We start from the raw sequence: 22774 nt of genomic DNA on the forward strand, positions 1-22774 counted from the left end.
GCCCCGGGGGCGGACGCTATGATCGGCCGGGGAACATCGGGAAGGGAGACTCATGGGCAGGATATGGATTGGTTTGGCATCGGTACTGCTGGCAGCTGCCGTGTTCACGTTCCCGGCCGGGGCGTCGACGATGCTCAAGCGGACAGAGGCGAGCATGCTGGTGACCGGCTCGGTCGTGGTCGAGCCTGATGGGCGGGTGTCGACCTGGGAGGTCGACCAGCGCGACAGGCTTCCAGCGGAAGTGGTGAGACTGGTCGGCCAAACCGCGCCAACCTGGCGCTTCGAGCCGGTCCTCGTCGACGGCGAGGCGGTCAGGGCAAGGGCGCCCATGAGCCTGCGCGTGGTTGTCAAGGCGCTGGACGAAGGCAGCTACCAGCTCAGCATCCGCAGTGGCCACTTTGGTGACGACGCGACGGCTGGTGCGGGTGCGGGTACCGACCGCGTCACCTCACTGAAGATGGGGCCGCCGGCGTATCCGGAAAGGGCGCTGCGGGAGTTCGTCAGGGGCACCGTATATCTGGTGCTACGGATCAACCGCGCCGGAGCGGTGGAGGACGTGTTCGCAGAACAAGTCAATCTGAGGACCGCCGGCAGCGAAGCCGAGATGAAGCGGATGCGCGCGTTGCTGTCGCGCCCGGCGCTTGCCGCCGCGCGCAATTGGACCTTTCGCATCCCCACGACCGGCGAAGACGCGGATGCGGAGGGCTGGTCGTTGCGCGTTCCCGTGGACTATATGATCGGCGACGAGTCGGCGCCGGCCTATGGCGAGTGGCAGGCCTATATTCCCGGGCCGCTGCAAAGGGCGCCCTGGAGCGGTCGCGAGCTCCGCGCCGACGAAGGTCCGGACGCGATGATCGCAGGGCGTCTTTACCAGGAAGGCGCGGGGATGAAGCTGCTGACGCCGCTGGCCGAGGGCTGATCCGGAGGCGATCCGCGGCGCGAACGTTCCAAACGCAATGGGCCCCGCGATCGCGGGGCCCATTGGTTGAACGGTGGATCTTCGGAGGCTCAGCGCTTCATCGAAGCGAAGAACTCGTCGTTGGACTTGGAGGTCTTCATCTTGTCGAGCAGGAACTCCATCGCCGCGATCTCGTCCATCGGGTGCAGCAGCTTGCGCAGGATCCAGATCTTCTGCAGCAGCTCCGGCTCGATGAGGTAATCCTCGCGGCGGGTACCCGACTGGTTGACGTTGATCGCAGGGTAGACGCGCTTCTCGGTGATGCGGCGGTCCAGGTGCACTTCCGAGTTGCCGGTGCCCTTGAACTCCTCGTAGATCACCTTGTCCATCGCGCTGCCGGTGTCGACAAGCGCCGTGGCGATGATGGTCAGCGAGCCGCCTTCCTCGACGTTGCGCGCGGCGCCGAAGAAGCGCTTCGGGCGATGCAGGGCATTGGCGTCGACGCCGCCGGTGAGCACCTTTCCGGAGCTCGGCAACACATTGTTGTAGGCGCGGGCCAGGCGGGTGATCGAGTCGAGCAGGATCACCACGTCCTTCTTGTGCTCGACCAGGCGCTTGGCGCGCTCGATCACCATCTCGGCGACCTGCACGTGGCGCGCGGCCGGCTCGTCGAAGGTCGAGCTGATCACTTCGCCGCGCACGGTGCGCTGCATCTCGGTGACTTCCTCGGGCCGCTCGTCGATGAGCAGCACGATCAGGTGCACGTCGGGATGGTTGTAGGTAATCGCGCTGGCGATCTGCTGCATCATGATCGTCTTGCCGGCCTTGGGCGGCGACACGATCAGCGCGCGCTGGCCCTTGCCCTGCGGGGCCATCAGGTCGAGGACGCGACCGGCGATGTCCTCGCTGCTGCCGTCGCCGCGCTCGAGCTTGAACTTCTTGCGCGGGAACAGCGGCGTCAGGTTCTCGAACAGCACCTTGTTCTTCGACGCCTCGATCGGCTCGCCGTTGATGGTGTCGACCACGTTGAGCGCGAAGTAGCGTTCGCCGTCCTTGGGCCAGCGGATGCGGCCGGACAGGTGGTCGCCGGTGCGCAGGTTGAAGCGGCGCACCTGGCTGGGCGAAATGTAGGTGTCGTCGGGGCCGGCGAGATAGCTCGCCTCGGCCGCGCGCAGGAAGCCGAAACCGTCCGGTAGCAGCTCGAGCACGCCGTCGGCGACCACACCCTCGCCGTGGCGGGTCAGGACCTTCAGCAGGGCGAAGATCACGTCCTGCTTGCGGGCGCGGGCCACGCCTTCGTGGATGTTCAGCTGGTCGGCGATGTCGAGCAGCTTCTGCGCCGGCATCCGCTTGAGGTCCGACAGCGAGTACTGCGGGAAGCCCTCGGGAATGTTCGGCGGCGGCAGGCGGTTGGCCTGGTCGTTGTTGTCGGTCGGCAGGCCGTCGTCGCGCGGGCGATCGTTGCGGGGGCGGTCGCGGTCGCGGCGGTTGCGCGAACGGTCGCGGCGGTTGCCCTGCCCCTGCTGCTGGTCGCCGCCCTGGGCCTGGCCGTGCTGCTGGCCACCCTGGTGCTGGTTGCCCTGCGCGTGGCGCGGGCTGCCACCGTCCTGCGAGCCGGAGCGATCACCGCTGCCGGCTTCGGCCTGCGGCGTCGACTGGGGGGAAGCGGGAGCTGGAACTGGAGCCGGAGTCTGGGTCTGAGCCGGAGCCGGAGCCTGGGCCTGGGCCTGGGCCTGGGCCTGGGCCTGGGCGGGGGCCGGGGGCTGTGTGGCGGGCGCCGCGGCTGCCGCGGGTGCATCCGCCGCGGGCGCGGGCTTCTTCGCGGGGGCGTCGACCTTGAGCTCGGCCTGGACCGGCTTCTCGGCCTGGGTCCCGGTGGAGGCGTCGGCCTGGGCGGCGGCTGCCTTGGTTACGCGCGGCTTGCGCACGCGCTTCACGGCGGTTTCGCCGGGATCGGAAGGATTGTCTGACAAGTGCTGAACCTCGCTTGCTGCGAGCGCCCTGGACGGGCGGCCTGCGAATGGGCTGGTGGGGTGTTGCAGAAGGTGCGGCGCGATGGAGCGCGCCGGGGTACCGGTGAAACTAGCATCCTGCGGAGCTGGCGGCAAGCGCCGGCCTGCGGTGCCCGGAGCGGTTGAACGGGAAACCGGAACGGGGAGCCGCTGTAGGAGCAGCTATAGCTGCGACCCGGTGGATCAGAGCGTCTGCCCCGATCCTGGGTTTCCGCTCGCAGCTATAGCTGCTCCTACGGTGGCGACGCGCTCATGGTGGCAGCGCGTCAGGCGGCGGACGGGCCTCAGAGGGCCTTGTCGATCATCTGGGCGAGGACCGGCTTGCCGACGGCGCCGATCTGGGTGGCCTGGACCTGGCCGCCCTTGAACAGCAGCAGCATCGGGATCGAGCGCACGTGGTATTTCAGGGCGGTGGCGCGGTTCTGGTCGATGTCGATCTTCACCACCTTGGCGCGCCCGGCGTATTCGCCGGCGAGCTCGTCCAGGGCGGGGGCGATCATCTTGCACGGACCGCACCAGGGCGCCCAGAAGTCGACCAGGACCGGCTCCTCGGAGGCGAGGACGGTGGTGTCGAAATCGGTATCGCTGGCGTGGATGACGGCTTGGGTCACGGGGGTCTCCTGCATGGGGCGATCGGGCCGGCCCCGGTGGGCGGGCCGGTTGGCGGCCGCGGTAGCTGCTAAGCTTGGGCGATTCGCGGCCGATTCAAGTGGCTGCCCCGTCGGAGGGGGCGGGCCTGGAGCGGGCAAGCCGCCGCGACATCTCCACGGCAGTCTGCTTGGCTGCCGCCTTCCACGCAAGCGCGCCACGCCGCGCAGACTTCCGACGAATGACCGACAAACCACTTACCGACCTTACCTTCTCTTCCTTTGACCTCCACCCGCGGCTGCAGGCCGGCCTGGCGATCGCCGGATTCACGCGCTGCACGCCGATCCAGGCGCTGAGCCTGCCGGTGGCACTCCCCGGCGGTGACGTCGCCGGCCAGGCCCAGACCGGCACCGGCAAGACGCTGGCCTTCCTGGTCACGGTGATGAATCGCCTGCTGACCCGCCCGGCGCTGGCCGACCGCAAGCCCGAAGACCCGCGCGCGCTGATCCTTGCGCCTACCCGCGAGCTCGCCATCCAGATCCACAAGGACGCGGTGAAGTTCGGCCCCGACCTGGGCCTGCGCTTCGCCCTGGTCTACGGCGGCGTCGACTACGACAAGCAGCGCCAGCTGCTGCAAGAGGGTGTCGACGTCATCATCGCAACGCCCGGCCGCCTGATCGACTACGTCAAGCAGCACAAGGTGGTCAGCTTGCACGCCTGCGAAGTCTGCGTGCTGGACGAGGCCGACCGCATGTTCGACCTCGGCTTCATCAAGGACATCCGCTTCCTGCTGCGCCGCATGCCGGTGCGCACCGAGCGCCAAACCCTGCTGTATTCGGCCACGCTGAGCCATCGCGTGCTGGAGCTCGCCTACGAGCACATGAACGAGCCGACGAAGCTGGTGGTCGAGACCGAGACCATCACCGCGGCCCGCGTGCGCCAGAAGCTTTACTACCCGTCCGACGAGGAAAAGCTGCCGCTGCTGCTGGGACTGCTGTCCCGCGGCGAGGGCGCGCGCACGATGGTGTTCGTGAACACGAAGGTGTTCGTCGAGCGCGTCGCGCGCTCGCTCGAACGCGCCGGCTACCGCGTCGGCGTGCTGTCGGGCGACGTGCCGCAGAAGAAGCGCGAGAGCCTGCTGAAAAAGTTCCAGGCCGGCCAGCTCGAGATCCTGGTCGCCACCGACGTCGCCGCCCGCGGCCTGCACATCGACGGCGTGAAGTACGTCTACAACTACGACCTGCCTTTCGACGCGGAAGACTATGTCCACCGCATCGGCCGCACCGCGCGCCTGGGCGAGGAGGGCGATGCGATCAGCTTCGCCTGCGAGCGCTACGCGATCGGCCTGCCCGACATCGAGGCCTTCATCGAGCAGAAGATCCCGTCGGAGCCGGTGAGCGCCGAGCTCCTGACCGCGCTGCCGCGCAAGCCGCGCGAAGGCGTCGAGCTCCAGCCGGAAGAGGGCGAGAGCGTCAGCGAGATCTTCCGCGAGGCGCGCGAGCAGCGTGCCGCCGACGATGCCCGCCGCGGCGGTGGTCGCCGCGAGGGTGGTGGTCGTTCCAGCGGTCCGCGCAGTGGCGCTGATGGCCGGCCAGAGCGCGGCCCGCGCAAGCCGCGTTCGGACGTTGCCACGACGGCTGCGGATGGCGCAGTGGTCGGGAGCGTTGCGTCGCCAGTCGCGGCTCCGGACGCCGCGCCGCCAGCCGCAGCTCCGGTCGCGGCCTCGGGCGCTCCCGCTGCGCCGGCCACCGGAACAGGCGATGCCGCCCCGGGTGCCGAGGGCGAGCGCGCACCGCGCAAGCGCCGTCGTCGTCGCGGTGGTCGCCGCGTCAACGCTGAAGGCCAGCAGGTCGAGGGTGGCCCGCAGGCGGAAGACGGGCAGCCGAAAAGCGGCGGGGAAGCCGGTGCCGGGTCTGCGCGCGCTCCGCGGCCCAGGCCGCAGCCGCAGCCGCAGTCGAAGCAGCAGCCGCAGCCGCAGCCCAAGCCGCCACAGGCAGCCGGCCAGGCGGCTCCGTCAGCAGCGTCCGGCCCGGTGCAGGGGCCGTCGCTTCTGGGCCGCATCGGCCAGGGCCTGCGCAAGCTGGTCAAGCGCGCGCCGCGCTCGCAGCACTGAACCGGTCCGGTCACCCGACCGGATCCGCACGTCTGGCCGCAAAGCGGCCATCAAGCGATACTCGCGTCTCCCCCGACGCGAGTATCGCGATGCCGCAGGTCCTGCGCTTCGACAACGTCTGCAAGCAGTATCCAGGCGGCCACGTCGCGCTGGATGGCGTCAGCTTCGGCGTTGACGCTGGTGAAATGCTCTTCGTCACCGGACATTCCGGTGCCGGCAAGAGCACCCTGCTCAGACTCATCCATCTTTCCGAGCGGCCCAGCCGCGGCGCGGTGCTGTTCGGCGAGCGCAACCTGCTCAAGGTCCGCGGCGGCCGCGTGGCCCTGCACCGGCGCGAGGTCGGCGTGGTGTTCCAGGATCACCGCCTGCTCGCCGACCGCAGCGTGCACGACAACGTCGCCCTGCCACTGGTGCTGCGCGGCATGCGCCGCGGCGATGCCGGGCGCCGGGTGCGCCCGGTGCTCGAGCGCCTGGGCCTGGGTGCGCGCGGCAATGCCCTGCCCGGCGAACTGTCGGCGGGCGAACAGCAGCGAGTCGGCATTGCCCGCGCGGTGGTGGCCGAGCCGCGCCTGCTGGTGGCCGACGAACCCACCGGCAATCTCGACCCCACGCTGGCCGCGGAGATCATGGCGCTGTTCGCCTCCCTGCCCGGGCAGGGCACCAGCGTGCTGATCGCCAGCCACGACCTTGGTCTGGTCAAGCGCATGAAGAAGCGCGTGCTGGTGCTTGACCATGGTCGCCTGGCCGACGACATCGCGCCCGAGGACCTGGCCGATGAATGAACCCATCGCACGCGCCAAGGCATCGACCCGCTCGCGCCCCGGTGCCTGGCTCGACCACCATGCCTACAGCATCGTCGCCAGCCTCGGTCGCCTGTTGCGCCGGCCGGGCTCCACCGCGCTCACCATCGGCGTGATGGCGGTGGCGCTGGCGCTGCCGCTGGGACTGTGGCTGGTGCTGGCCAACGTCGAGCGCTTTGCCGGCGATGTCCAGGCCTCGCGCCAGCTGAGCATTTTCCTCAAGCAGGACACCGCGCCCGGGCGCGTGGCCGAACTGGTGGCGGAGCTCGGCGGCCGCGCCGACGTCGGCGTGGTCGAACACCGCACGCCGGAGCAGGGCCTGGAGGAACTGCGCGAACGCAGCGGCCTGGACGAGGCCATCGACCTGCTTGGCGAGAACCCGCTGCCGCACGTGCTGCTGCTGACGCCCGCCGGCGACGAGGTGCTGCTGGCCGACTCGCTGCGCACCCTGCCGGAGGCCGAGCTGGTCCAGCACGACGCCGCATGGCGGCAGCGCCTGGACGGCTGGCTGCGCTTCGGCGGCCGCGTGGCCTGGGTGCTGGCGACTCTGCTCGGCCTGGGCGCGCTGCTTGTGGTCGGCAACACCGTGCGCCTGGATATCCAGTCGCGGCGCGAGGAACTCGGCGTGCTGCAGCTGCTGGGCGCCAGTGACGGCTTCATCCGCCGGCCCTTCCTCTACCTCGGTGCCTGGTATGGCCTCGCCGCGGGCGCGCTGGCGCTGGGCCTGCTCACGGCGGCCGGCGCCGCCCTGCGTGTGCCGCTGGCGGAGCTTGCCGCAAGCTATGGCAGCAGCTTCGCGCTGACCGGCTTCGCGCCGCGCCAGGCACTTGCGGTCATCGCCGGTGCGACCGTGCTCGGCTGGATTGGCGCCGGGGCGGTCACCGGGCACTTCCTGCGCCAGACCCGGCCCACGGAGACCTGACCGTGACGGTGACCGATATCCGCCATCTCGATGGCAGCAATCCACGGATCATGGTGGTCGACGGTTCGCGGCTGGTGCGCAAGCTGATCGGCGACGTGCTGCGTGACCAGTTGCCGCAGGCCGAGGTCGTGTCCTGCGCCGGCCTGGCCGAAGCCCATGCCGCGCTGGCGGCCGCGCCCATCGACCTCGCCACCACCTCGCTGGTCCTTCCCGACGGGCACGGCCAGGAGCTGGCCATGGCCGTGCGTGCCGCAGCCGGCCAGCGCTACGTGCCGGTGATCGTGGTTTCGGGCAATGCGCAGGAACACCTCGAGGGCCGGCGCTTCAGCGACGACATCACCGACTATTTCGACAAGTCGCACGGCCATCGCGCACTGGCTGAATTCATCCGTGGCTACGTGCAGCCGGCGCCGATCCCAGGCGCGCGCGTGCTGTACGTCGAAGACAGCCGCACCGTGGCGCTTGCGACCACGCGCATGCTCAAGGCGCAGCAGATGGACGTGGTGCACCTGACCAGCGTCGAAGCCGCGCTGGAGTTCCTGCACGAACGCATCGCGGCCGGCGAGGCGCCGGGCATCGACCTCGTGCTGACCGACGTCTACCTCAAGGGCGAACTCGACGGCGGCCACCTGGTGCAGGCGATCCGCGGCGAATTCGGCTGGTCCAAGCGCCGGCTGCCGGTGCTGGTGATGACCGGCGATGCCAATGCCGAGAACCAGGCCACGCTGCTCCGCGATGGCGCCAATGACCTCGTGCTCAAGCCGATCGAGGAGCGGCTGCTGGTGACCAAGGCGCTGTTCCAGTTGCGGCTGTCGCGCCTGCCCGAAACCGCGGTGGCCGGAGGATGAGCGAAGCGGGAAGCCGCGTTCGCCTGGAATCATCCTGGAAGGCGCGGGTAGGCGACTGGTTCGAGCGCGATGACATGCTGGCGCTGTCGGCCTTCCTGCGCGAGCGCCAGGCCGCCGGCGTGCGGATCTTTCCTCCGGGTCCGGACATCTTCGCCGCCTTCGACGCCACGCCTTTCGAGGACGTGCGGGTGGTCGTGCTCGGCCAGGATCCCTATCACGGTGCCGGCCAGGCACATGGCCTGTCTTTCTCGGTTCGCCCGGGCGTGCGCGTGCCGCCATCGCTGGACAACATCTACAAGGAGATCCAGCGCGACCTCGGCATCGGTCGCCCCGACCACGGCTGCCTGCTTCCCTGGGCACGCCGCGGCGTGCTGCTGCTCAATGCCGTGCTGACGGTCGAAGAAGGATGCGCGGGCTCGCACCAGCGCAAGGGCTGGGAAGGCTTCACCGACCATGTGGTCGATGTGCTCAACCGCGAGCGCGAAGGCCTGGTGTTCATGCTCTGGGGCGCGTATGCGCAGGCCAAGGGCAAGGTGATAGACGCCCGTCGGCACCGCGTCCTGCGCAGCACGCATCCGTCGCCGCTGTCCGCGCACCGCGGTTTCCTCGGTTGCGGGCACTTCTCCGCGGCCAACGGGTACCTCGCCCGCAACGGCGGCGCGGCGCTGGACTGGTCGCTGCCGCCGCGCGCGCAGCTGGAGGCGCGATGAGCCACGCGCCGCTGCTGGTCTCGCTGCACCTGCCTAAAACCGCCGGAACCAGCTTTTCCGAAACCCTGCGCGCGGCCAGTGGCGAGGGCTATCGCGACGACTATGCCGACCTGCCCATGCAGTACGGCACGCTGTCCAGGCGCATGCACGCGGTGCGTGGCGGCTTGGCGCTGCGTGGACGCGTCCCGGTCGATGCGACCTGCATCCATGGGCATTTCCTGGCCTTGAAGTACCGCATCGCGCTGGGCCGGCGGCCGGCGCGCTGGATCACGTGGATGCGCGATCCCGTGCAGCGCCTGGCCTCGCACTACGCGTTCTGGCGCCGCGACTACGACGGCGGCGACCCTGCCCAGCCGCTGCGCAACCGGATGCTGGGCGAACGATGGACGTTCGAGCGTTTCGCGCTGGGGCCGGAGATGCGCGACGTCTACCGGCAGTACCTGTGGGGCTTCGACCCCGCGCGCTTCGACTTCATCGGCATCACCGAACACCACCATGCCGACCTCGAGCGCCTCGCGCGGCGCCTGGGCTGGGAGGCGGTGGCGGCCGCCGCGCTGGTGAATCCGGAGCGCGGGGCGTCGGGCTACGACATCGATCCGCGGCTGCAGGCCCGCATCGAACGCCACCATGCCGGCGACATCGCCCTGTACCGGTGGGCGCTGGCGCGACGCGGCGCCTGAAACCGCCGCCGGCGCTGGCGGGAGCAGCGCGCTTTCCTCGATAGGAGTGGTCAGGGCCGCCGGTTGGCGCGTCCGCAACCCGAGAGGAGACCTGTTCCATGCGCACTTCCACGATGCCGCCCCTGCTGGCGGCCAGCTGTGTCCTCGGCCTGGCGGCCGGACTGCACGTGCCGGATGCCGAGGCCGCCGCCCAGCGCCCCCGCTACACCCGTCCGAGCGGGATCTGCGAGGCGCCCCTGCCCGTCTACGACGCCCACCTGCGCAAGGCGCCGCTGAGGGTCGACAACGTCGGGAACCAGACAGTCTTCGTCAACTGCGCGATGCCGAGCGATCCGGTGGGCGACGTCGGGGAGGCCTGGGTCGAGATCCATTTCGCGTCCACGGCGGCGGCAAGTGCCACCGTGAACTGCACCCTGGTCACCGGTACCGCCGAGCTGCCGGTGTACGACGTGCGGTCGCGCTCGATCGCGCCGGGCAGCAGGAACTGGTTCACCTGGAGCAGCCTCGACAAGCAGAGCGCGGACGGCCTGTTCGCCTTCATGTGTTCGCTGGCACCGGGGATCCAGCTGACCAATGTCTACGCCCGCGAATACGACAGCGCCGGCGGCATCTGACATGTCCATTCTTCTTCCCGCATCCCGGAGCACATCCATGTTCGATCGCCGCATTCCACGCGCCCTGGCTTCGGCCGGCCTGTGCGTGTTCGCATCCCTCCTCCTGCAGCCCTTCGACGCGTCCGCCGCGACCACGCGCACCATCAATGTGTCGGCCACCGGCATCTGCGATGCGCCGCTGCCGCACTTCAACGTCAACCTGCGCCGGCGGCCGGTCGCGGTCCAGAACCAGGGCGCCCAGCCGGTCTTCGTCTCCTGCACGCTGGCCACCGACGACTACGGCCAGTCCAATACCGGCGCCGTGCAGGTCACGTTCAAGAGCAGCGGCAACGCCGCCAGCGTCAGCTGCACCATGGTGTCCGGGACGCGCGACGCGCAGGTGTTCTACGTGACCGCGGAGCAGGCGATCCCCGCCGGTGGCCGCGCCACCGTCGCCTGGCAGCAGATCAACAAGTGGAGCGGCTCGGGGACCTATTCCTTCAACTGCCACCTGCCCGTCGGCGTGGCCATGGAAACCGTCAGCTACACCCAGACCGACACCTCGGGCCGGCTCTGAGCCGTCCCACCCATGGAGAACCGATTCATGACCATGTCCTTCCATTGCCGCATGTCCGCCGCCGCCAGCTGCGCCCTGGCGCTTTTCGTGGTGCTGCACGCGTCTGCAGCCAGCGCCGCCACCGAGCGCGTGCAGCGCGTCAGCGCCACCGCGGTGTGCGAGGCGCCGCTGCCGGTCTTCGACACCACCCTTCGCAAGCGCCCGATCGGCATCAACAACGAGGGCGGCGCGTCGGTCTTCGTGTCGTGCTCGCTGCCCGCCGATTCCGCGGCGCCTCCCGGCGGTGCGTCGGTGAGCGCGCGCTTTGCCATGATCGGAGGCGCGGTGCCGGTCACGGTCGAATGCCAGCTGGTGGCCGGGACCCCCGACGCCCTGACGTACACCGCCGGCAGCATCGTGGTGCCGGCCGCCGGGAGCGCCTGGCTGACGTGGAACGGCGTCGACAAGGGCGCGGCCAGCGGGACCTTGAACTTCAGCTGCAACTTGCCGCCCCGCGTCGACCTGAGCACCATCATGTACAGGGAGGTGGATGCCGCCGGAGGCCTTTGATGGTGCGCGCGCCCTTGGCCGCACGGGGCCGGGGCGCGCTCCCGCGGCCGCCCGGCGGTCTCAATTCGCCTTTTTTATGCGGCGAGCCGTGATTTTCCGCGGCCATTGTTCTATCTGTAGGATGAATGAACTTTCTCATCGCTCAGCAGTCTTAACGGGCCACTGTTAAAATCGTCGCCATGACCGCAACCGCCCCCAGCTATCCGCTCGTTCCCAACAACCTGCCGATCCCCAGCGCGCTCGGCTCGCTGGACGCGTATATCGGCGCCGTGCACCAGATCCCGATCCTCTCGGTGGAGGACGAGCAGGCGCTTGCCCGCCGCTTCCACGACGAAGAGGACCTCGGTGCCGCCCGTGACCTGGTGATGTCGCACCTGCGCTTCGTGGTCCACGTGGCCCGCGGCTACAACGGCTACGGCCTGCCGCTGGGCGACCTGATCCAGGAGGGCAACATCGGCCTGATGAAGGCGGTGAAGCGCTTCGACCCCGACGTCGGCGTGCGCCTGGTTTCGTTCGCGGTGCACTGGATCCGCGCCGAGATGCACGAGTACATCATCAAGAACTGGCGCATCGTCAAGGTCGCCACGACCAAGGCGCAGCGCAAGCTGTTCTTCAACCTGCGCCGCAGCAAGAAGCGCCTGGGCTGGCTCAACGCCGCCGAGGTCAGCGCGGTGGCCAAGGACCTCAACGTGTCCGAGCGCGAGGTGCTGGAGATGGAGTCGCGCCTGTCCGGGCGTGACATCGGCTTCGACATGTCCGCCGACGAGGACGACGAGCGCGCGCCGCCGGCGCCGGCCGCCTACCTGATGTCGCGCGACGAGGATCCTTCGCAGGCCTACGAGCGCGAGGACAGCGAATCCAGCCAGCTCGAGCTGCTGCGCGAGGGCATGTCGCGGCTGGACGCGCGCTCGCGCGACATCGTCAAGCGTCGCTGGCTGGACGCGGACAACAAGGTCACCCTGCAGGAACTGGCCGACGAATACGGCGTCTCCGCCGAACGCATCCGCCAGGTCGAGGCCAACGCGCTGAAGAAGATGAAGGCGCTGTTCGCGGCCTGATCGCAGCGCGGATCGCTCGTCGAAAGCCCGGCCCAGGCCGGGCTTTTTCGTGATTGCGCCGCGTGCCGGACGCCGGGTCAGGCAGTCGCCGGCGCCGTGCTCACCACTTGAACAGCACCAGGCTGATCGCCAGCACGGCCATGCCGCTGACCAGCCCATACACGGTCTCGTGGCCCTTCGAGTAGCGCTTCGCCGCCGGCAGCAGTTCGTCCAGCGCCAGGAACACCATTACCCCGGCGATGACGCCGAACACGCTGCCGAACACCGCGTCGGATAGCCAGGGCCGCAGCAGCGCATAGCCGATGATCGCGCCCAGCGGCTCGGCCAGGCCCGAGAGCAGGCAGGCGCCGAAGGCATAGGCCTTGCTATTGGTGGCGAAGTACACCGGCACCGCGATCGCGATGCCCTCGGGCACGTTGTGGATGGCGATGGCGAAGGCCAGCGGCATGCCCACGCCGGGATTCTCCAGGGTGGCGAAGAAGGTCGCCAGGCCCTCGGGGAAGTTGTGCACGGTGATCGCCAGCGCGGTCAGCAGGCCGACGCGCTTGATGTAGGCGGCGTTGTGCTCGCGGAAGAAGGGGTCGTCGGCTTCCAGCCGCTCGTGCGGGTTCGGCACCAGGCGGTCGACCAGCATGATCAGGCCGACGCCGCACAGGAAGGCCATCGTGCCGAAACTGAAACCCAGGCGCTCGCCATAGCCCTGGCTGAAGGCGTCGATCGACTTGTTGAGGATCTCCGACAGCGACACGTAGACCATCGCGCCGCCGGCGAAGGCCAGGCCGAAGGCGAGCAGGCGCGCATTGGGCCGTGCCTGGGCGAACACCAGCAAGCCGCCGACGCCGGTGGCAAGGCCCGCCGCGGTGGTCACCGCCAGCGCGACGAGCAGGTTGGCGGGGGCGACTTCGATCATGCGTGGAGGCTCCTGCCTGGTCGATTGCAGCGAGGCCAAAGCGGCCGGCGGTGGCGTGGCGAGCACGCCAAGGTAGTCGAAAGGCCGCGGACGCGGGAAGGGCGGTGCGCCGGTTGCTATTGTGCGCGCATCGCGCCGCACCGGCGCCTGTCGAGGGTCCCCGCATGTCCGACCGGGAAAAGCGCATCGCACTGTTGATCGACGCCGACAACGCGCCGGCCTCGAAGATCGAAGTGATCCTCGCCGAGATCGCACGCCACGGCGTGGCCAACGTGCGCCGCGCCTACGGCAACTGGAAAAGCCAGCACCTGGTGGGCTGGGAGAAGTGCCTGCACACCTGGGCCATCCGCCCGATCCAGCAGTTCGCCTATACCAGCGGCAAGAACGCGTCCGACATGGCGATGGTGATCGATGCCATGGACCTGCTGTACGCGCGCAACCTCGACGGCTTCGCCATCGTGTCGTCGGATGCGGACTTCACTCCGCTGGTGATGCGCCTGCGCAACGACGGCGTGGCGGTGTACGGCTTCGGCCAGGAGAAGACGCCGGAGCCGTTCGTGCGTGCCTGCTCGACCTTCCTGTACCTGGAGAAGCTCGGCGAGCCCGACGAAGACAACGGCGACGCTCGCCAGGCGCCTTCGCCGGCGCAGCTGCAGCACGACGCTGACCTGGTGCGCCTGCTGCGCGGCGCGGTCGACGCCACCCAGGGCGAAGATGGCTGGTCGAAGCTGGGCGCGGTCGGCAGCCACGTTGGCAACCAGGGCTCGTTCGATTCGCGCAACCACGGCTATCGGAAGCTGAGCGACCTGATCGAAGCGATCGGCCTGTTCGAGCTGCGTCGCCAGGGACCGGTGATCGAGGTGCGCAATCCCAGTGCCCGCGGCGCCGTCCGCAAGCAGTCGTCCAAAGCCCCCGCGGAAGTAAGCGCCGCGAAGGCCGCCAGGAAGGGTGCGAAAACCACCAAGACCAGGTCCCCGCCGAAAGCCGACACCGTGTAGGAGCAGCTGTAGCTGCTCCCACAGGGTCGCGCGTAGGGAGCGGATGTTGCGGATGGCGCAAATGGCGCGGATCGTTCAGTAGAGGTCGGTGGGGTCCACGTCGAGCGACCAGCGGACGCGGCGTGCTTCCGGCCGCGCGTGCAGGCCCGCGATCACGGCATCGAGCACCGCGTGCAGCGCCGGCCGCCCGGGCGATGACAGCAGCAGCTGGGCGCGGTGCATGCCGGCGCGGCGCGGCATCGGCGCCGGGATCGGGCCGGCGACCAGCAGCGTCCGCGCCTGCGCAGGTGGCAGCGCGGTGCGCGCCTGCTGGAAGGCTTCAGCCGCCGCCTGCAGGAACGTGTCCGGCAGCCCTGCCTGCTGGGCTTCGGCGCGCAGCAGCGCCATGTGCGCGAACGGCGGGAAGCCCGCGGCGGCGCGCTGCGCCAGTTCGGCGTCGGCAAAGGCGCGGTATCCGCCGTTGACCAGCACGTCCAGCAACGGGTGCTCGGGATGGTGCGTCTGCAGCAGCACCTCGCCGGGGCGTTCGGCGCGGCCGGCGCGGCCCGAGACCTGGATCAGCAGCTGGGCCAGCTTCTCGCTGGCGCGGAAGTCGGCCGAGAACAGGCCTTCGTCGATCCCGACCACGCACACCAGCACCAGCTTCGGCAGGTCGTGGCCCTTGGCCAGCATCTGCGTGCCGACGAGGATCCCGGGGCCGTCCTCGAGCTTCGCCAGCTCGCGCGCCAGGCCGTCGCGGCGGCGGGTGCTGGCGCTGTCGATACGCAGCACCGGCACGTCGCCGAAGCGCGCGGCCAGCAGTTCTTCGATGCGTTCGGTGCCCACGCCCTGCGGCTGCAGCGCAAGGCCCGCGCAGTCGGGGCAGGCCATCGGCACCGGCCGCCGCGAGCCGCAGTGGTGGCACTGCAGGCGGCGGCCGCCCGAGTGCACGGTCATCGGGATCGCGCGTTCGGGCGTGCTGCAGCGCGGGCAGGCCGCGCTCCAGCCGCAGTCGTGGCAGAGCAGCACCGGCGCATAGCCGCGCCGGTTCTTGAACACCAGCACCTGGCCGCCGGCGTCGAGGGCGCGGCGGGTCGCGGCCAGGAGTTCGTCGGACAGCCCGGCGTGCAGGGGCCGCTTGCGGACGTCATGCACGCGCACCCGAGGCGGCCGGGCTTCGCCCGCGCGCTGGCGCAGCCGGAGGTGGGCATGGCGGCCGGCGCGCGCGTTGTGCAGGGTTTCAAGCGACGGCGTCGCGCTGCCCAGAAGCACCGGCACGTCCAGGGCCTTGCCGCGCACCAGGGCGACGTCGCGGGCGTGGTAGCGGATGCCGTCCTGCTGCTTGTAGCTGCCGTCGTGCTCTTCGTCGACCACGATCAGCCCGGCGTTTGGCAGCGGCGCGAAGACGGCCGAGCGCGTGCCCACGATCACCTGCGCCTCGCCGCGCCATGCCGCGGCCCAGGCGCGCGCGCGTTCGCCGTCCGCGAGTCCGGAATGCAGCGCATGCACCGGCACCCCCAGGCGTGCGCGGAAGCGCGCCAGCATCTGCGGGGTCAGGCCGATCTCCGGCACCAGCACCAGCGCCTGGCGGCCGTGGGCCAGGCAGCGTTCGGCGATGGCCTGTAGGTAGACCTCGGTCTTGCCGCTGCCGGTCACGCCTTCGAGCAATACCGATGCGAAGCCCCGGGCGGCGCGCAGCGATTCCAGGGCCGCGGCCTGCTCCGCGTTGGGCGTGTGCACGGGTCCGCCGGTAGCCGCCGCCGCCGGGGGGCCGGTGATGGCCGTCCGTTCAAGCAGGCCGCGGGCCTCCAGGCTGCGCGCCGCGGTGCGCCAGCCTTCGATGGCGTCATCCAGCAGGTCTTCGGCGACCACGCCGTCGCGCAGCGCCTCGGCCAGGCGCCGCGGGCGCCCGCCGCTCCTCAGGTCTCCGATCGCCGCGACGCCGGCCGGCGTCAGCGCCCGGCCCCAGACGACGGTCTCGGGCACCGGGCCGCCGCGGCGCAGCGCCGCGGGCAGGGCGGTGGCCAGGACCTCGCCCAGGGGCGCGTGCAGGTAGCGCGCCAGCCATCGGGTGGTGGCCAGCAGTTCGCCATGGAGCAGGGGCTCGGGATCAAGCCAGGCCAACGCCTCACGCAGCACCGGTGCGCCTGCGGCGGCCGCGCCGGTGGCCGCCACCACGCCCACGAGTTCGCGCGGGCCGAAGGGAACCCGGACGCGCCTGCCGACATCCCCCGTGGAGGCGCTGGTGGCACCGGGAGCAAGGTAGTCGAACAGCCGCGGCATCGGCAGCGGCAGGGCGACGCGCAGGACGTTTGCGGGCATTGCGGCAGTCTAGCGAGTCGCCTCTCCGCTACCCACGCCGCTTGCGAGCCAATGTTGCCTTGCAAACTACGATTCGGCTGCAAGTCCCGGGCGGGTAAAGGAATTTTGTTTATCCACACAAGCTGTGGATAAGTCTGTGCATGGTCCCTGTGCCGGACCCCCCAAACGGCGTGGGAACAACGTTCAGGGAGCGTTGGCTAAAAAAGCGCCATTCGCTGAAAAGTCAATGGATACAGCCACTTGGCCGTGAAACATGACTGTCGCAATGCTCCACGTTGCCGTGAAGGACCCGTCAATGACATTTGCGTGACCGCTGTGAACAACCTTTTGCAGCCCGAAACGGCCCGGTGTCCGGGTCGAAGCGCAAACTGTGCGCTCCGTCAAGGGCCAGTCGCCGCCGCCGCCGCGGCTAGAATGGCGCCCTCCACGCGCCTGTCCCCATGACCCCACCACGCCCTTCCGACCCCGCCGACCTCGCCGCGCCCACTGCGTTGCGGGCGTTCCTGCGCGGCGTCGAGCGACGCGGCCACGCCTTCGCATCACTGCTTGCGGGCTCCGGGGAGGCCGGCGACGAGGCCCTGGCCTGGGCACTGGAGCGGTTCGCCCGCGAGGCGGGACGGACGCCGTTCGGGGAATGGCCGCGTCGCTTCTGGTCACTCCTGCTGGCGGCACCGGCGATGCGCAGGCCGCCGCCGGATCCGCGCTGGGAGTCCGATTTCGAATGGCTGGCCCGGATCGGCCACGGTCCGCGCGCGGCCCTGCTGCTGCGCCTGGTTGCAGGGCTGGCCGAGTCCGACGCCGCGATCGTCCTCGGCATCGCGCGACCGACCTATCGCCTGGGACTGCAGCGCGCGCTTCCCCGAAACGCCGATGGCAGCGCCGACGTCGAGGCCTGGCAGGCGCTGGGCCGGGCCATGCAGGGCATGCTGCGTGCGCAGCCGCAGGTGCAGTCGGCGCCGTCGACGAGTCCCGCCGCGGCGCCGCGCGGGGCACCGGATCATGGTGGTGACGCCGGAACGCGCAGCTCCGCCAGCCGCGGCCTGCGTACAGCGCTGTGGGCGGTGGCGATCCTCACCGTGCTGGGCCTGGCCGCGACCTTCGTCCGCTTCGACAGCCTTCCCGCGGGCCTGGCCCAGGCACCGGATGGCATCCTGGTCGAAGCACTCCCCGAGGCCGAAGCACCGGCCGGCCGCTACCCGGAACAGGACGCGCTGGCGCTGCACCCGGACCTGGCCCTGCTGCTCGATGCCGATGCCGATGCCGATGCCGAAGCCGGCCCGGCCGCTGCCGATCCGGCCTTCCATGCCTGGATGCTGGCCGAGGGCGAAGCCGATGCGGACTCCGAGCCCTACGGCACCGCGGCGGCGAGCCAGGGTTCCGCGGAACGATCCGGGCGACCGGTGGAAGAGCGCCTGGGCGCGCTCGACCCCGCGGCGCTTGCGCAGCTTGCCCAGCGTCGCGAGCTTTGGGACGCACTGCCGCACGAAGAGCGCGGCGAGCGCCGCGAACGCTGGCTGGCCTGGCGCGATCTCTCCGCAGCGGAGCGCGAGTCACTGCGTGGGGTCGCGGCGCGCCACGCACTGCGAGCACCGGACGAGCAGGCCGCGCTGCGCGCCCGCTTCGACGCGCTCGACGCCAGCGTCCGCCGTGGTTGGCTGCTCGGCCCGGACCTCGGTGCCGACTACCCCCAGTTGCATCCGCTGCTTGCCCAGGTGCCGCTGGATGCACGCACCGCGCTGCTCGAGGCCCTGCGCGGCCTTGACCCGCAGGCGCGCGCCGATCTCGTCGTGCTTGCCGTGCGCACCCCGCCGCAGGCCCGCGCCGAGCTGCGCATCGAGCTGCTTGCAACGCCGCCGGCCCAGCGCGGACGCTGGCTGCGGCGCAAGGTGGCACCGGTCCAATGAACCCCGCACCGGGCAGGCTGCGCGACGCCCCCGTCCCGGGCTTCGCCAGCGACCTGCGCGCGACCGCCGTGCTCGCCCTGCCGCTGGTGGCCGGGCATCTTTCGACCGGGCTGATCGGTTTTGTCGACAGCGTGATCGCCGGTCGCCACGGCACCGCCACCTTGGCCGCGGTGTCCGTGGGCACGGCCGTGTTCTGGCTGCCGATGATGGTGCCGATGGGCACGTTGATGGCACTGCCGCCGGCGGTTTCGCAGCTCGACGGCTCCGGTCGCCGCGACGCCATCGCAGCGCTGTTCCGGCAGTCGCTGTGGCTGGCGCTCGCGCTTGGCGTGCTGCTGTTCGCGTTCCTCAGCCTCGCGCCGCTGCTGCTGGCGCCGATGGGCATCGCCGAAGACATCCGTGCGGGTGCCCGCGACTTCCTGCACGGCATCCGCTGGGGGGTGCCGGCGCTGACCCTGTACTACGCGATGCGCTATTTGAGCGACGGCCTGCACTGGACGCTGCCGACCATGCTGCTCGGCTTCGGCGGGCTGCTGCTGCTTGTGCCGCTGGGCTATGTGTTCGCCTTCGGCGCCTTCGGGCTGCCGGAGATGGGCGCCGCGGGCCTTGGCCTGGCGTCGTCGGTGATGATGTGGGCGCAGGCGATCGCGTTCGCCGCCTACCTCGCGCGTGCGAAGCGCTTCGCCGCACTGGGGCTGTTCGCATCCTTCGACCCGCCACGACGGGAGCCGATCACTGAACTGCTGCGCACCGGCCTTCCGATCGGAGTGACGGTGGCGATGGAAGGCGGGCTGTTCATCGTCACCGCGCTGCTGATCGGCCGGCTGGGCCAGTTCGAGGCCGCCGCGCACCAGATCGCGATGAACGTCGCCAGCCTGTGTTTCATGATCCCCTTTGGCGTGGCCGAGGCCACCACGGTGCGCGTCGGCCACGTCCTGGGCAGCGGCGGAGGTCGCGAGGGCGTGCGCCGGACGATGCTCGCGGGCCTGGCCCTGGTCCTGGGCACCCAGGCGCTGTCGGCGCTGGTGCTGGTGCTGGGCCACGACGCGATCGCCGCGGTCTACACCGCCGATGAAGCGGTGGCGGGGCTGGCCGCCTCGCTGCTTCTGTTCGCGGCGGCGTTCCAGTTTCCCGATGGCGTCCAGGTGCTGTCGGCCGGCGCGCTGCGCGGACTGAAGGACACGCGCGTGCCGATGCTGTTGGCGGCGTTCGCCTACTGGGGCGTGGGCATGGTGGTCGGCGCCGGGCTCGGGCTCGGGCTGGGCATGGGCCCGCGCGGGATGTGGATCGGCCTGATCGCCGGACTGTCGGTCGCCGCGGTACTGATGGCCTGGCGCTTCATGCACAGCAGTGGCCTGCTGCCCCGGCGGCACGCCGGCTGACCAGCCCCGCCTGGCGGCGGACCCCGAAGCACAGTGACCGATGGCGGGTGACGCCGCCCGGCGCCAGCGGCGATACTGGAGGCATTGCCTCCTCGGTTGTCCGCCATGTCAGCACTGCCCTCCACCGCGCCGCGTCGACGCGGCCCCATCGTCCGCGTGATCGTGGGTGCCTGGGATGCGCTCAATTTCACTCGTCGCCTGGTGTTCAACCTGCTGTTCCTGCTGCTGGTGCTGCTCGTTCTGGTGGCGATATTCAGCACCGGGCGCGCCAAGCCGCTGCTTGACCGCACCACGCTCGTGATCGCGCCCGAGGGTGCCCTGGTCGAACAGTTCAGCGTCGATCCGGTCGGCCGTGCGGTCGGCAAGATGACCGGACAGGACACGCCGGAGGTGCGCCTGCGCGACCTGCTGCAGGTGATCGAGAAGGCCGCCGGCGACACGCGCATCGAGCGCGTGCTGCTGCGCACCGACCGCATGGCGTTCTCCGGCTATGCGTCGATGCGCGAGCTCGCCGATGCGATCGGCACGCTGCGCGAGGCCGGCAAGGAGGTCGTCGCCTACGGCGACTACTTCGGCCAGGCGCAGTACCTGCTGGCGGCGCAGGCCGACGAGGTCTACATGGATCCCTACGGCGGCCTGGTGCTCGAGGGACTGGGCCGCTATCGCCAGTACTACCGCGAAGGCCTGCAGGAAAAGCTCGGCGTCGACATCCACCTGTTCAAGGTCGGCGAGTTCAAGTCCGCGGCCGAGCCCTACGTGCTCGACCAGGCCTCGCCCGAGGCCAAGGAAGCCGACCTGTACTGGATGAACGACATCTGGCAGCGCTTCATCGGCGACATCGCGACCGCGCGCGGGATCGACCCCGCGGCCCTCGCGGCCGGCGTGGACAACCTGCCGCAGGGCGTGCAGGCCGCCGGTGGCGACCTGGCGAAGCTGGCGGTGGACCAGAAGCTGGTCGACGGCCTCAAGACGCTCGAGGAAGTGCAGCAGCTGCTGGCCGAGCGCGGCGAGTCCGACGATGACAACGACAGCGGCGTGCGCGAGATCGCCTACGACGCCTACCTCAAGCACGTCACCAGCCCGATGGCCGTGGCCGACGCCCGGCCGCAGGTCGCAGTGGTGGTCGCCGAAGGCGCGATCATGGGCGGCAAGCAGAACCCGGGCAGCGTCGGCGGCGAGTCCACCTCGGCCCTGCTGCGCGCCGCGCGTGACGACGACAAGGTCAAGGCCGTGGTGCTGCGCGTGGACTCGCCGGGCGGCGAGGTCTTCGCCTCCGAGCAGATCCGCCGCGAAGTGGTGGCGCTGAAGCAGGCCGGAAAGCCCGTCGTGGTATCGATGGGTGACATGGCCGCGTCCGGCGGCTACTGGATCAGCATGGACGCCGACGCGATCTACGCCGATCCGTCCACCATCACCGGCTCGATCGGCATCTTCGGCATGTTCCCGACCATCCCGCGCACGCTCGAGAAGATCGGCGTGCGCACCGACGGCGTCGGCACCACGCGCTTCGCCGGCGCCTTCGATCCGACGCGTCCGCTGCAGCCCGAAGTAGGCACGGTGATCCAGAGCGTGATCGACAAGGGCTACCGCGACTTCATCGGCAAGGTGGCGACCGCGCGCGAGCGCAGCGTGGAACAGATCGACGCCGTGGCACGCGGCCGGGTGTGGAGCGGCGCGCAGGCCAAGGAGCGCGGGCTGGTCGACGAATTCGGTGGCCTGCGCGATGCGCTGGCCAATGCCGCGTCCCGCGCGGAGCTGGGCGAGGACGGCTGGGGCGTGAACTACATCGAGAAGCCGATGACGCCATTCGAGAACTTCGTCGCCGGCATGGCCGAGACCCGCGTCGGTGCCGGCGTGCTGGTCCGCAGCGGCCTGGCGCAGGGCCTGCTGGCCAGGGTGGCGCCCGAACTCGTCGCCGAGCTGCGCTTCATCGAACAGGTCATGGCGCGCGGCGGCCAGCCGGTGAAGGCCGTGGCCCACTGCTTCTGCATGCCGTGAGCGACATGGCCCGGTCGCGCTGGCGCCTGGATGGACAGCTGGCCCTGGTCACCGGCGGCAGCGCCGGCATCGGCCGGGCGATCGCCTCCGAACTGCTGGGCTTCGGCGCGCGCGTGCTGATCGCCGCGCGCGACGGCGATGCGCTGGAATCGGCGCGCGAGGAGCTGCTCGAGCTGCACCCGGACGGCGACGTGCGCGCGCTGATCTCCGACGTCGCCGACGACGAGCAGCGCCGCGAGCTGCTGGACTGGGTCGAGGACCAGGGCGAAGGCCTCAACATCCTGGTCAACAACGCCGGCGGCAACCTGGGCAAGGCCGCGATCGACTACACCGAGGACGAGTGGCGCGAGATCTTCGAGGTCAACCTGTTCAGCGCCTTCGAGCTGTCGCGTTACGCGCACCCGCTGCTGGCGCAGCATGCGGCCAGCTGCATCGTCAACGTCGGCAGCGTGTCCGGCGTGACCCACGTGCGCACCGGCGCGCCCTACGGAATGAGCAAGGCCGCGATGCACCAGATGACCCGCAACCTGGCCTGCGAATGGGCCGAGGACGGCGTGCGCGTGAACTGCGTGGCGCCCTGGTACATCCGCACCCGCCGCACCTCCCCCAGCCTTGCCGATCCCGACTACCTGGACGACGTGCTGATGCGCACGCCGATGGGTCGCATCGGTGAACCCGAAGAAGTGGCCGCCGCGGTGGCCTTCCTGTGCCTGCCGGCGTCGTCATACGTCACCGGCGAGTGCATCGCGGTGGACGGCGGCTTCCTGCGCTACGGGTTCTAGAACCGCAGCACGTCCTGGAATGCCGCGGCGTTCGCGGCCGCGTGTCCGTGCGCGGTGTTGTCGAACACGAACCGGGCGTCGCCTCCGGCGCGCCTCGCCGCGCCTCGCCGCGCTTGAGCGCAAGCCCGCCGGATGCCGCTGTTGCGATGTC

18 protein-coding genes and 2 pseudogenes are annotated in these 22774 nt (G+C 70.4%); 16 read left to right on the forward strand and 4 right to left on the reverse strand.

Annotated features, from left to right (window positions below):
- Positions 1 to 73: 73 nt before the first annotated feature.
- The gene (locus tag ACW7GZ_RS08800; protein ID WP_457008839.1) at positions 74 to 919 is read left to right on the forward strand and encodes an energy transducer TonB; all 846 of its coding nucleotides are present in this window, start codon (positions 74 to 76) and stop codon (positions 917 to 919) included.
- Between the two features lie 89 nt (positions 920 to 1008).
- On the opposite strand, the pseudogene rho reads toward ACW7GZ_RS08800, so the two are convergent.
- Positions 1009 to 2295 (reverse strand): annotated as a pseudogene (rho, locus tag ACW7GZ_RS08805) (transcription termination factor Rho); the annotation flags it as partial.
- Positions 2296 to 3194: 899 nt separating this feature from the next.
- Positions 3195 to 3521 carry a thioredoxin gene (gene trxA, locus ACW7GZ_RS08810; RefSeq protein WP_457004397.1) on the reverse strand — a complete coding sequence of 109 codons (327 nt, stop codon included), beginning with the start codon at positions 3519 to 3521 and terminating at the stop codon, positions 3195 to 3197.
- A 218-nt stretch (positions 3522 to 3739) separates the two neighbouring features.
- Here trxA and rhlB point away from each other — a divergent pair.
- The 10 genes and pseudogenes from rhlB to rpoH form a co-directional block, all read left to right on the forward strand.
- A pseudogene (rhlB, locus tag ACW7GZ_RS08815) lies at positions 3740 to 5422 on the forward strand (ATP-dependent RNA helicase RhlB); the annotation flags it as partial.
- Between the two features lie 278 nt (positions 5423 to 5700).
- Entirely contained in the window at positions 5701 to 6393 is a 693-nt protein-coding gene (locus tag ACW7GZ_RS08820) for a cell division ATP-binding protein FtsE (RefSeq protein WP_457004401.1), read from the forward strand.
- A complete protein-coding gene (gene ftsX, locus ACW7GZ_RS08825; protein ID WP_457004403.1) occupies positions 6386 to 7333 on the forward strand; it encodes a permease-like cell division protein FtsX in 948 nt (315 codons plus the stop codon). The genes ACW7GZ_RS08820 and ftsX overlap by 8 nt, the downstream gene beginning before the upstream one ends.
- Positions 7334 to 7383: 50 nt before the next feature.
- Positions 7384 to 8181, forward strand: a complete 798-nt coding sequence (locus ACW7GZ_RS08830; RefSeq protein WP_457009147.1) for a response regulator — start codon at positions 7384 to 7386, stop codon at positions 8179 to 8181.
- Positions 8178 to 8891 carry a uracil-DNA glycosylase gene (ung, locus tag ACW7GZ_RS08835; RefSeq protein WP_457004405.1) on the forward strand — a complete coding sequence of 238 codons (714 nt, stop codon included), beginning with the start codon at positions 8178 to 8180 and terminating at the stop codon, positions 8889 to 8891. Before ACW7GZ_RS08830 ends, ung begins: the two co-directional genes overlap by 4 nt.
- Positions 8888 to 9571, forward strand: coding sequence for a hypothetical protein (locus ACW7GZ_RS08840; protein WP_457004407.1), 684 nt, complete (start codon positions 8888 to 8890; stop codon positions 9569 to 9571). Before ung ends, ACW7GZ_RS08840 begins: the two co-directional genes overlap by 4 nt.
- Positions 9572 to 9669: 98 nt before the next feature.
- Positions 9670 to 10185 (forward strand): hypothetical protein, encoded by a 516-nt coding sequence (locus ACW7GZ_RS08845; protein WP_457004409.1) that lies wholly within the window; start codon positions 9670 to 9672, stop codon positions 10183 to 10185.
- A 37-nt stretch (positions 10186 to 10222) separates the two neighbouring features.
- Positions 10223 to 10741, forward strand: a complete 519-nt coding sequence (locus ACW7GZ_RS08850) for a hypothetical protein (RefSeq protein WP_457004411.1) — start codon at positions 10223 to 10225, stop codon at positions 10739 to 10741.
- Between the two features lie 27 nt (positions 10742 to 10768).
- Positions 10769 to 11290 carry a hypothetical protein gene (locus tag ACW7GZ_RS08855; protein WP_457008841.1) on the forward strand — a complete coding sequence of 174 codons (522 nt, stop codon included), beginning with the start codon at positions 10769 to 10771 and terminating at the stop codon, positions 11288 to 11290.
- A gap of 179 nt (positions 11291 to 11469) precedes the next feature.
- The gene (gene rpoH, locus ACW7GZ_RS08860; RefSeq protein WP_457004414.1) at positions 11470 to 12348 is read left to right on the forward strand and encodes an RNA polymerase sigma factor RpoH; all 879 of its coding nucleotides are present in this window, start codon (positions 11470 to 11472) and stop codon (positions 12346 to 12348) included.
- A 100-nt stretch (positions 12349 to 12448) separates the two neighbouring features.
- Here rpoH and zupT read toward each other — a convergent pair whose 3' ends face one another.
- Complete coding sequence (zupT, locus tag ACW7GZ_RS08865; protein ID WP_457004416.1) at positions 12449 to 13258, reverse strand: zinc transporter ZupT; 810 nt, start codon at positions 13256 to 13258, stop codon at positions 12449 to 12451.
- Between the two features lie 164 nt (positions 13259 to 13422).
- Here zupT and ACW7GZ_RS08870 point away from each other — a divergent pair, with 164 nt between their 5' ends.
- Positions 13423 to 14256 (forward strand): NYN domain-containing protein, encoded by an 834-nt coding sequence (locus tag ACW7GZ_RS08870; RefSeq protein ID WP_457008843.1) that lies wholly within the window; start codon positions 13423 to 13425, stop codon positions 14254 to 14256.
- Positions 14257 to 14331: 75 nt separating this feature from the next.
- Here ACW7GZ_RS08870 and ACW7GZ_RS08875 read toward each other — a convergent pair whose 3' ends face one another.
- On the reverse strand, positions 14332 to 16557 hold the full coding sequence (locus tag ACW7GZ_RS08875) for a primosomal protein N' (protein ID WP_457008845.1): 2226 nt from the start codon (positions 16555 to 16557) through the stop codon (positions 14332 to 14334).
- A 440-nt stretch (positions 16558 to 16997) separates the two neighbouring features.
- Between ACW7GZ_RS08875 and ACW7GZ_RS08880 the strand changes: the two genes are divergently transcribed.
- The 4 genes from ACW7GZ_RS08880 (at position 16998) to ACW7GZ_RS08895 (ending at position 22623) form a co-directional block, all read left to right on the forward strand.
- Positions 16998 to 18461, forward strand: a complete 1464-nt coding sequence (locus tag ACW7GZ_RS08880) for a DUF3106 domain-containing protein (RefSeq protein WP_457008847.1) — start codon at positions 16998 to 17000, stop codon at positions 18459 to 18461.
- Positions 18458 to 19843, forward strand: coding sequence for an MATE family efflux transporter (locus ACW7GZ_RS08885; RefSeq protein ID WP_457004424.1), 1386 nt, complete (start codon positions 18458 to 18460; stop codon positions 19841 to 19843). Before ACW7GZ_RS08880 ends, ACW7GZ_RS08885 begins: the two co-directional genes overlap by 4 nt.
- A 105-nt stretch (positions 19844 to 19948) precedes the next feature.
- Positions 19949 to 21841 carry a signal peptide peptidase SppA gene (sppA, locus tag ACW7GZ_RS08890; protein WP_457004426.1) on the forward strand — a complete coding sequence of 631 codons (1893 nt, stop codon included), beginning with the start codon at positions 19949 to 19951 and terminating at the stop codon, positions 21839 to 21841.
- A gap of 5 nt (positions 21842 to 21846) precedes the next feature.
- Entirely contained in the window at positions 21847 to 22623 is a 777-nt protein-coding gene (locus tag ACW7GZ_RS08895) for an SDR family oxidoreductase (protein ID WP_457004428.1), read from the forward strand.
- The last annotated feature ends 151 nt before the right edge of the window (positions 22624 to 22774 follow it).

This window comes from Luteimonas sp. A537 (genome assembly GCF_054052065.1).